General features: G+C 69.4%; 10 protein-coding genes, 1 tRNA gene and 1 pseudogene. 6 read left to right on the top strand and 6 right to left on the bottom strand.

Annotated elements, in window-relative coordinates:
• Window positions 1-392: pseudogene (locus tag BFN01_RS08230) on the top strand (beta-ketoacyl-ACP synthase); the annotation flags it as partial.
• A gap of 162 nt (window positions 393-554) precedes the next feature.
• On the opposite strand, the gene BFN01_RS08225 reads toward BFN01_RS08230, so the two are convergent.
• Together BFN01_RS08225 and BFN01_RS08220 are read right to left on the bottom strand one after the other, a co-directional pair.
• Window positions 555-1,058 carry a DUF3145 domain-containing protein gene (locus tag BFN01_RS08225; RefSeq protein ID WP_071643485.1) on the bottom strand — a complete coding sequence of 168 codons (504 nt, stop codon included), beginning with the start codon at window positions 1,056-1,058 and terminating at the stop codon, window positions 555-557.
• A gap of 176 nt (window positions 1,059-1,234) precedes the next feature.
• Window positions 1,235-2,008 carry a hypothetical protein gene (locus BFN01_RS08220; protein ID WP_071643496.1) on the bottom strand — a complete coding sequence of 258 codons (774 nt, stop codon included), beginning with the start codon at window positions 2,006-2,008 and terminating at the stop codon, window positions 1,235-1,237.
• Window positions 2,009-2,179: 171 nt separating this feature from the next.
• On the opposite strand from BFN01_RS08220, the gene BFN01_RS08215 reads away from it, so the two are divergent.
• Window positions 2,180-4,204 (top strand): DUF262 domain-containing protein, encoded by a 2,025-nt coding sequence (locus BFN01_RS08215; RefSeq protein WP_071643484.1) that lies wholly within the window; start codon window positions 2,180-2,182, stop codon window positions 4,202-4,204.
• Complete coding sequence (locus BFN01_RS08210; RefSeq protein WP_071643482.1) at window positions 4,204-5,466, top strand: alpha/beta fold hydrolase; 1,263 nt, start codon at window positions 4,204-4,206, stop codon at window positions 5,464-5,466. Before BFN01_RS08215 ends, BFN01_RS08210 begins: the two co-directional genes overlap by 1 nt.
• Window positions 5,467-5,502: 36 nt before the next feature.
• Here BFN01_RS08210 and BFN01_RS08205 read toward each other — a convergent pair whose 3' ends face one another.
• Window positions 5,503-6,510, bottom strand: a complete 1,008-nt coding sequence (locus BFN01_RS08205) for a YihY/virulence factor BrkB family protein (protein WP_071643479.1) — start codon at window positions 6,508-6,510, stop codon at window positions 5,503-5,505.
• 142 nt (window positions 6,511-6,652) lie between these two features.
• On the opposite strand from BFN01_RS08205, the gene BFN01_RS08200 reads away from it, so the two are divergent.
• On the top strand, window positions 6,653-6,871 hold the full coding sequence (locus tag BFN01_RS08200) for a hypothetical protein (protein WP_071643478.1): 219 nt from the start codon (window positions 6,653-6,655) through the stop codon (window positions 6,869-6,871).
• Here the strand turns inward: BFN01_RS08200 and BFN01_RS08195 are convergent.
• Window positions 6,859-7,908: an iron-containing redox enzyme family protein gene (locus BFN01_RS08195; protein ID WP_083428723.1), complete on the bottom strand. Its 1,050-nt coding sequence runs from the start codon at window positions 7,906-7,908 to the stop codon at window positions 6,859-6,861. The two genes, BFN01_RS08200 and BFN01_RS08195, sit on opposite strands and share 13 nt — an antisense overlap.
• A 171-nt stretch (window positions 7,909-8,079) precedes the next feature.
• Between BFN01_RS08195 and BFN01_RS08190 the strand changes: the two genes are divergently transcribed.
• The gene (locus BFN01_RS08190) at window positions 8,080-8,286 is read left to right on the top strand and encodes a CDGSH iron-sulfur domain-containing protein (RefSeq protein ID WP_071643477.1); all 207 of its coding nucleotides are present in this window, start codon (window positions 8,080-8,082) and stop codon (window positions 8,284-8,286) included.
• A gap of 19 nt (window positions 8,287-8,305) precedes the next feature.
• Here the strand turns inward: BFN01_RS08190 and BFN01_RS08185 are convergent.
• Window positions 8,306-8,379, bottom strand: a tRNA-Ile gene (locus BFN01_RS08185).
• A 32-nt stretch (window positions 8,380-8,411) separates the two neighbouring features.
• On the bottom strand, window positions 8,412-8,948 hold the full coding sequence (locus BFN01_RS08180) for a gamma carbonic anhydrase family protein (RefSeq protein ID WP_071643475.1): 537 nt from the start codon (window positions 8,946-8,948) through the stop codon (window positions 8,412-8,414).
• Window positions 8,949-9,088: 140 nt separating this feature from the next.
• Between BFN01_RS08180 and BFN01_RS08175 the strand changes: the two genes are divergently transcribed.
• Window positions 9,089-9,574 carry a Dps family protein gene (locus BFN01_RS08175; protein WP_071643473.1) on the top strand — a complete coding sequence of 162 codons (486 nt, stop codon included), beginning with the start codon at window positions 9,089-9,091 and terminating at the stop codon, window positions 9,572-9,574.
• Window positions 9,575-9,621 lie beyond the last annotated feature (47 nt).

Below are 9,621 nucleotides of genomic sequence, written 5' to 3'. Positions count from 1 at the left end.
TCGAGGCGGCCCTCGCGCAGGCGGGTGCATCGCCGGACGAAGTCGCGCACATCAACGCGCACGCCACCTCCACGCCCGTCGGCGACCCCAACGAGTACGTCGCGCTGAAGCGCGTGTTCGGCGACCGCATCGACGAGATCCCGGTCTCGGCGACCAAGGCGTCGACCGGACACCTGCTCGGCGGCACCGGTGCGCTCGAAGCCGTGTTCACGATCTTCGCCCTGCGCGACCGCGTCGCTCCCCCGACGATCAACATGACCGAGCCCGACCCGGCCGTGCCGTTCAAGCTGTCCACGTCGCCGCAGCCTCTGGGCGACGGCGACCTGCTGGCGATCAGCAACTCGTTCGGGTTCGGCGGTCACAACGCCGTCGTCGCCTTCCGCAGCGTCTGACGACCAGCCCGCGCCCGCGCCCGCGGGCGTGACGGAGCCCCCGCCNNGGCGGGGGCTCCTGCCTGATGCGGGAGATTCGCTTTCTCGGTCTCCGGGTGCCCCCACCGGATCCCGCTACTCGCGCCTCTCCCGCACGTCTTCTCCGTCGCCGAGGCGCCTCGGCTAGCCGACCTTGTGCAGCCAGACGACGTGCGTGTCGTCGCCCGCGTGCCGGAACGGCTCGAGCTCCTCGTCCCACGCCGAGCCGAGAGCCACGTCGAGCTCACGCTGCAGCTCGGCGGCGTTGCCGGCGGCGATCTCCATCGCGTATCGGATCCGATCCTCGCCGATGACGATGTTGCCCGCCGAGTCGGTCTGCGCGTAGTGGATGCCGAGATCGGGCGTGTGCAGCCACCGGCCGCCCTCGCTGCCCGGCGTCGGGTCCTCCGACACCTCGAACCGCAGGTGCTCCCAGCCGCGGATCGCCGTCGCCAGCGCCGCCCCTGTGCCGGCCGGCGCGTCCCAGTAGAACTCCGCACGTCGGGTGCCCGGCTGCACGGGCTGGTCGCTCCACTCGAAGCTGACGGCACGACCGATAGCGCGTCCCACCGCCCATTCGAGGTGCGGGCAGAGCGCGTGTGGGGCGGAGTGGATGAACACCACTCCGCGTGCGTATCCCGTCGCCATGATCTCTCCGTTTCATCAGGTACGTCTTCCCCTACGACCTGATCCGAAGATATGGCGAACTATGCGGTTGTACGGCGATTATCGCTCAGAAGCCCGGGAATCACAAGCGTGTCCTCCCGGATGCCATGACGGCCCCGGTCGCAGTGACCGGGGCCGTCATGACAAGCGCGGGCGGCTTACGCCTCGCTCATCGCGAGCTTGGCCTGCTGGCCCTTCGCGGCGTAGTACGCGGCGCGAGCGGCATCCCGACGCGCCTGCTCGGCGTAGCCCGCCTCGAGCACGTCCTGCGGGACCTCGACCTGCTCGTGCTGGTCGGTGCCGTGGTACTTCTCGATGTAGGCGTCGAGCTCGGGGCCCGACTCCCACGAGGTGATCAGGCAGTACCGCGGCTCGGTGCCGTTGTGGGTGGTCGCGTGCCACAGACGCTGCGTGTCGACGATGAGCTGAGCTCCGGCCGGAAGGGCGATGCGGTACTCGACGCTCGGGTCGGTGCGGTTCTCTCGCAGGACGAAGTAGCTGTCCTTGTCGTCGGTGAGGTTGAAGAACCCGCGCACGACCCAGCCGGTGCCGTCGGGGTTGAGACGGTTGTTGTCGTCCTGGTGGAGGTTGTAGAGGCACTCGCCGTACGGGGTCGGCTGCAGCTCGATGACGCGGCAGCGACCGACGTTGGCACCCGGCTCCTTGGCACGAGCGGTGAGGGTCGGGGCGATCGCGGTCTGCGAGTCGATCCAGACGCCGTCCTTGTCGGTGCGCGGCGGCTTGTGGTTCCAGAACCCGTTGCACTCGATCTCGCCCTTGGCGCTGGCGAGCGGCGAGAAGCGGGTGTCGCCCGAGGACTTCCAGTCGACGTACTCGATGTCGAGCCATTCCTTCGGGTCCATCTCCCCGCCGTAGCTGTCGAGGATGACGAAACCCTTGTCTTCGAGGGCTGCGGACTTGATGTATCCCATGATCTGAGTCATGTCCTTTCGTAATGGGCCAGCACGTTTTAACAGGCCCTACTTAGGCAAGCCTACATCGGGGCCCTGAGCGGGCCCCGGCGGCTCGGCCGGACAAAATGGCCCCGGACTAGACTCGATGCGGCGGACCGTCACCCCGCCGTCCGGAGGAATCACGCAGTCATGGCAATGGCGACCAACGTCGACGCACACGCGACGGGAACGATCGAGTGGCTCTCCGCTTCGACGACGAACATCGTCGTCCCGGTCTATCAGCGCCAGTACCGGTGGGACATCGGCGGCTGCGAGAAGCTGCTCGCCGACATCCGGGCGGTCGCCGGCGAGGACGACGGTCACCGGCACTTCATCGGCTCGATCCTGTCGGGCCGGGATGCCGCCTCCGGCAGCGCGGGCGCGGATGCCGGGGATGACGATCTGATCCTCATCGACGGGCAGCAGCGGATCACGACGATCATGCTGCTCATCGCCGCTCTGCACCACGCGGTCCGCGAGAGCGACCCGACGCTCGCGTCGGAGCTGCAGCGGGTGCTCGTGCGCGCCGATGATCCCACGCGCACCAAGCTGCGCCCGCACGATGCCTGGGCCGGGCTCTACGAGTCCGTGGTGCTCGACCGACGCGATGATGCGGAACGCGAGTCGCGGTTCGACGACAACTACGCCTTCTTCCGCAGCCAGGTGCACGCCGACGAGGCACCAGCGATCTGGCGCGGTCTGCAGCGCCTCGAGCATGTGTCGATCACCCTGGGCTCGCGGGCGAGCGCTCAGCAGATCTTCGAGAGCCTGAACTCGACCGGGCAGCCGCTGCGCGACCACGAGCTGATCCACAACTACATCCTGATGGGTCTCTCGCACGCGGAGCAGCAGCGCATCGAACGAGAGTTCTGGCTGCCGATCGAGCAGCACACGGGAGAGACGATCGGCGCCTTCTGGCGTCATCACCTGGTCATGACGACGGGACGGGAGATCGACGCGGCCGGTGAGCACGGCGTGTACGCGGCGTTCCGCGGGTCGTTCCCCCGGCTCGACCTCGAGCACCTCCGCAGCGATGCGGCTGTGTGGCGCGAGTACGCCGAGATCTACGGCATCCTGCTCGATCCCGCTCGCGAGCCGGACCCGGTTCTGCGCAGCCAGCTGCAGCTGCTGAACACCTTCGGTCGCACCGCCTACCCGCTCGTCATGAGCGCCTACGCCGACCACCGCCGCGGCGTCATCCCGCGAGAGCAGCTCGTGGACGTGCTGGAGTGGGTTCAGGCGCTGTTCCTGCGCCGCGCGATCGTCGGGCTGCCCACCGACCGTCTCATCGCCCGGCTGTGCCGCGCTCGCGCCGAAGGCCATGACGCGCTGATGCGGGCCATCGGCCGCATCACGCCGTCGGACGAGCGGGTCAGCGCCGTGCTGAAGTACGGTGAGCTCCCCCACCCCGCGTACGTGCTGGGGCGGATCGAGGGGGTCGAGGACCTCTCCGACTACGACGTGGAGACCATCGTCCCACCCGTTCCCGCCACCTCGTGGAGCGGCGACGGCATCCGGGCGTGGAACGAGTACAGCGAGGACGAGCAGAACGCGCACCGCGCGCTGACCCCGACGCTCGGCAACCTCACTCTGCTCGAGGATGCGCTCACCCTGCGCGTCTTCGGGGCGTCGTTCCCCGAGAAGCGCGATCTCGCCTACGCCCGCAGCAGCATCTCGGCCACCAGGGAGCTGGCCGGGATCCCGGCGTGGAACACGGCCGCGATCGCCGCCCGCACTGTGCGGCTGACCGCGGAGCTGCTGAGGATCTGGCCCCGCCCGGACGTCGGAGAGATCGACGACGACGGGCTGACACCGGTGCTGGACGCCGTGCGACGACGAGGCTGGCCCGCGGGATGGGACCGGGAGTTCGACTACTGCGAATACCGCGGCGAGCACTGGGAGATCAAGGACGTCCGCGCCCTGTTCAACCGGGTCTTCCGACGCGCATGGACCGACGACCGCGCCGCAGCTCTCGCCTACAGCGCGGAGCACGGCGGCCCGCTCTACGCCGAGATGGCGTGGAAGGGCCAGTGGGATGAGTTCGACGAGTCGCACTTCCTCTACATGGGCTGGGACTCGCACTACATGATGACGGCACTGCAGGGGGTGCTGGAGGAGTCCGGCATCGCCGCCGAGGTGTTCGTGAAGTACTCCTATATCGGGAACGTGATGTGATGACCACCACCGACGCCAGGACCACGGTCCGCCACATGCAGGATCTCACCGTCGAGGAGCACACGCTCACCCTGCCGCTCGTGTGGGGCGACGAGGGCGACTCGCGCACGATCGACGTCTTCGCGGCCGTCGTCAGCCGTGCGGGCGGCGAGGACCTGCCCTATCTGGTGTTTCTGCAGGGCGGGCCCGGACATGAGGCGCCGCGCCCGTTCCGCTCCCCGACGGGTCCGTCGTGGCTGGATGCGGCTCTCGCCGAGCACCGTGTCGTGCTGCTCGATCAGCGCGGGACAGGCCGGTCCACCCCGGTGCGGGACGCGGATCTGCAGCGCGGCGCCGAGGCGGTCGCCGAGCACCTCACGCACCTGCGTGCGGATGCCATCGTGCGCGACTGCGAGGCGTTCCGGCAGCACCTCGGTGCCGAGCGCTGGAGTGTGCTCGGCCAGTCGTTCGGCGGGTTCACCACCCTCGCCTACCTGTCGACCGACGCGTCGTCGCTCGAGCGCGTGTACATCACCGGCGGGCTGAGCACCCTCGATCGCACACCCGACGAGGTGTACGCACTCTGTTACGACAAGATGCGCGATGCGTCCGAGAGGTACTACCGTCGCTTCCCCGAGCACCGCGATCGGATGCGACGGCTCGCCGACCTCGCGCTCGCCGGCGAGCTCACCCTGCCCGATGGCGAAGTCGTCTCGTTGTCGAGGCTGCGCTCGGCGGGCTCCGCCCTGGGCACGAACGACGGCTGGCAGACGCTCTGGTCGCTGCTCGAGCTCGACCCCACCTCGAACGCGTTCCGGCATGACCTCGCCGCAGCGATGCCGTACGGCGGTCGCAACCCGCTGTACTTCGCGTTCCACGAGTCGAGCTATGCGTCCGGCCATGCCACGCGATGGTCCGCCGAACGCGTCGAACCGGCCGACTTCGCCGCCGATCCCACCCTGTTCACCGGCGAGCACATCCGCCGCGACTGGGCCGACACCGTCCCTGCCCTGCGGCCGTGGCGTGACGTCGCGCTCCAGCTGGCCGAGCACGAGTGGCCGAGAATCTACGACGCCGCCGCGGTGCAGGCATCCGGGGCCGTCGGAGCGGCCGCCGTGTACGTCAACGACGTCTACGTGCCGTTCGAGTTCTCGATGGAGACCGCTCGCCTCCTGCCAGGCGTGCACACCTGGGTGACGAGCGAGCACGAGCACAACGGACTGCGTGCGGGTGACGTGCTGCCCCGCCTCATCGATCTCGCGAACAGCCGCCGCGTGCGCTGAGCGGGTTCGGCGACGATCCGAGCGATCGCGAGCCGTTCAGCGTCGGGAGCGGCGCAGTCGGCGAGCCAGCCGCTCGTCGGCGACGTCGTTCTCCGCGGTCTTCTCCAGGCGAGTGGTGTCGCGCAGCGACACCTGCAGCTCGCGCTCGGCGGGCACCCCGCGGCGCAGCTCGCGAACGCGCTCGAGCTCGGCGTCGAACAGGGCGCCGACGAGCAGCGCGATGTTGCCGATCCACAGCCAGAGCAGGAAGATCACGATCCCCGCGAACGATCCGTAGATCCGGTCGTAGTCGGCGAGGTGGCTCACGTAGAACCCGAAGCCGACCGACGCCAGGGCGAAGGCGGCGATCGCGACCAGCGCCCCCACGCTCATCAGCCGGAACCTCGGGTGCTCGACGTTCGGCGCGAAGTAGTACAGGATCGCCACGATCAGGCACACGACGACAGCGACGGCGGGCCAGCGGGCGATGCGCCAGATCGTCAGGGCGACATCGCCGGCACCCAGGAACCGACCGAGCGTCTGCGCGAGAGGCCAGCTGAGAGCCGCGAGGGCGCAGGCGATCGTGACGAGCACGAACACCGCCAGCGTGACGATCAGATGCGTCGGCTTCGCCTTCCAGAACATCCGCCCCTCGGGCACGCCGTAGATCCTGTTCATCGCACGACCGAGCGCGGTGACGTACCTGGCGACCGACCACAGCGCGAACACGAGCGCCAGGACGATCAGCCAGCCCGCGCCCGCCGTCGATGCGACCTGCTCCAGGGGTCGCCGCAGCGCCTGCTCGATGTCGTTCGGGGCGACCTCGCGCAGCACGTCGAGCACGGCTTCAGCCGCACCGCGCTTCTCGCCGAACACCCCGATGACCGAGAACGCCGCGATCAGGGCGGGGAACATCGCGAGGACCGCGTAGAACGTCAGGCCCGCCGCGGCATCCGGACAGTAGGTGCGGAAGAAGCCGCGTGCCACCCGCCGTACGATGAGCACCGTCGCCTCCCGTCGCTCACCGTCGCGGTGGGCATCGGTCGGGGAAGCATCTGTGGCCATGAGTTCAGGATGCCGCATCCGCGGGTGCGGGGCACCCGCCTTGCATCCGGTCGGAGCGCGATGCTACCCGTCGGCGTCCGCCGGTCAACCCCGTTGTCCTGGCATCCCGCCCGCGCCACGGTGGAAGCGGAAAGGAGCAGACATGTCGAACATCCACGAGCAGCCCGACGAGGAGCCCTCCACGGAGGAGCTCGACGAGCCGAGCACGGAGAAGGAGCCCGGCGAGGAGCCCAAGGTCGAGCACCCTGCGGACCCCGAGCCCGACCACGCCGCGGTGGGCATCGGCGTCATCGGCGGGCCGCAGAGCGACACCGCCGATGACGGGTCCGCACCGGCGTCCGAGGACGCTCAGGCAGACTGACGCTCGTCTCGCAGAGAGCTGCGGCCCGCCTCCCACGCGTGCAGGATGTGCTCGCTCGCCCATCCGTCGACGGTGAGGCAGGCCGCAGCGCCGAACAGGATGTCGTCGAGAAGCTCGGGCGCATCCTCGGCCTGCGACCCCGCCAGGTCACGCGCCGCGATCTGCTCGTGCACCGCATCGGCCTCGACGTGCTCGTCGTAGTACGCCGCGACGTCATCGCCGAACCCGAGCCGTCTGAGCCCTTCGGCGATCGCTCGACTCGGCAGCGAGGAGGTCATCTCGAACGCTGCCAGGTGCCCCACCACCGCTCCCTGCAGTCGGCGGTTCAGCGCGAACATCGTCATCAGGTTGAACGAGGCGAACGTGATCGCCGGGACGACGTCGACATACGCGCCGTAGGTGTTGTCGAGTCCGGCACCGCGCATCGCGTCGGCGAACATCACCTGGTGCATCCGCTCGACCCGTCCACCGCCGTACTCGTCGGCCTGGATCTCGATCAGCGCGGCCTTCGCACGGCCGGTCAGGCGCGGGATGGCCCACGAATGCGCATCGGCCTCGCGCAGCGTGTAGATGCTGCGCTGCATGAGCAGCTCGCGCGCCTGATCGACGTCGGCCTTCCGGCTCACGAAATGCGACAGGCTCGGTCCCGGCTGCGGGGCGGCGAGGGCGAACAGCGCCGCGGCGACGTCCTCCCGCGTGGGCTGCGGCGCCTCCGGCAGCGGCACCGCTGCGCGCACGGCATCCTCGAAGGCGCGCTCGAGGACAGCACGAGTGGCGAGCAGAGACACATCCCACTCCCAGTGCGCCCCGAACTGCGGCAGGGAGCCGTAGGCGACGGAGTACAGCAGGAAGAGCGAGAGCTGCACGTCGTCGTCGGTGATCGGGTCCTCGACCAGGACGGCGTCGCGGGCCAGCTGCGGCAGGTTCTCCGCCCTCTCGGGTCTGCGATCGGCGAGCACGTCGAGCAGTTCGGCGCTGAGCGGACCGCGCGGGGCGATGGCGACGGCCGCCGCTTCGGTGGAGAGGCTGAGCGTCATGGGGCTCCTTCGTTTGGCGGCGACCGGGTCGGATCATCCGCGTGCGACAACCCTAGGGCGCGCCCCGGGCGTGCTCACAGGCCTTGACACGGGGCGCGACCGTCCGTCAAGTCCCTGCCGTGCGCAGCGGACGGACGCGAGACTCGGATCCCACCGCGACGAGGAGTTCAGATGACCGACAGAGCCGAGGCACCGACCATCACCGCGTGCACCGACGGGCCGTTGCTGGTGCGCGGAGACGTCGATCTGCAGTCCGCCGCAGGGAGGCCCATCGAACGCCACCGACGCACGATCGCGCTGTGCCGATGCGGGCTGTCGTCGATCAAGCCGTTCTGCGACGGCGCCCACAAGACGTCCGGATTCCGCAGCGACGACTGAGCGGGTGAGCTCGAAGGAGTAGGGCGGGTCGGACTTGAACCGACGATCGTTGGGTTATGAGCCCACTGCCTTAACCAGCTTGGCCACCGCCCCGTAGAGCACCAGCCTACCGTCCGCGCAGCGCCCTACCGCGTCTGCGCGGCCGCGTGCGTGCGGGTGTGGTCGAGGTAGATCTCGGCGTTCGCGACGAGTCCGCGGCGCTCCTCGGCGGTGAGCGCGCGGCGCACCTTCGCGGGCACGCCCGCCATCAGGCATCCGTCCGGCACCTCCGTGCCGCCCAGCACCACCGCGCCGCCGGCGATCAGGCATCCGGATCCGATGACCGCGCCGCTGAGCACGACGGCTCCCATCCCGACGAGCGAGCCGTCGCCGATCGTGCAGCCGTGCACGACCGCGTTGTGGCCGATCGAGACGTCCTCCCCGATGACGACGGGATGCTCACGGTCGACGTGCACCGAGACGTTGTCCTGCACGTTGCTGCGCGCGCCGATCGTGATGGATGCCGAATCCGCGCGCAGCACCGCGTTGTACCAGACGCTCGCGGAATCGCCCAGCGCGACCTCGCCGACGATGCGTGCGCCGTCGGCGACGAAGGCGTCGGCGGCGATGCGGGGCACCCGCGTTCCCAGGGCGATGACGGAGGCGTTCCCGGCGATGGTCATGAAGGTGAGACTACCCTCACTCCCGCGTGATTCCGCCGAAGAACGGGCCGGTAAGCGTTGCCTACGCTTGCTTGCGGAATGGGTCGTGCCGAGTAGCGTTGTACTCACCAGACGCGCAAGCAGACATCCCGGAGGTTCACATGAGCAAGGCCCAGACCGTCCCCAGCATCGCCGTCGACCCGACCGTCGCCGCTGCCGCCGCGCAGTTCCTCTCCCCCGTCGTGCACGGCCTGCAGGCTCTCACCGTCAACGGCAAGCAGGCGCACTGGCACGTGCGCGGCGCGAACTTCGTCGGTGTCCACGAGCTGCTCGACACGATCGTCGCGCACGCCGGCGACTTCGCCGACACCGCCGCGGAGCGCATCGTCGCTCTCGGCCTGCCGATCGACGCGCGCGTGCAGACCGTGGCCGAGAAGGCCGGCCGCACCGCCGTTCCCGCCGGCTTCGAGCAGTCCGACGAGCTCATCCGCGCCGTGATCGGCGACATCGACGCGATCCTCGTCGACGTGAAGGCCGCCGTCGACGGTCTCGACGAGGTCGACCTGACCAGCCAGGACGTGGCGATCGAGATCCAGCGCGGGCTCGAGAAGGACCGCTGGTTCCTCATCTCCCACATCGCGGCCTGACGTCCTGCCACGCAGAAGGGCGCCGCAGCATAGCTGCGGCGCCCTTC

Source organism: Microbacterium sp. AR7-10 (genome assembly GCF_001878835.1).
In the GTDB taxonomy this organism is placed as follows: domain Bacteria; phylum Actinomycetota; class Actinomycetes; order Actinomycetales; family Microbacteriaceae; genus Microbacterium; species Microbacterium commune.
Note: the sequence above shows the minus strand (reverse complement) of the source record. Positions and strands in the feature narration are given on the sequence as shown.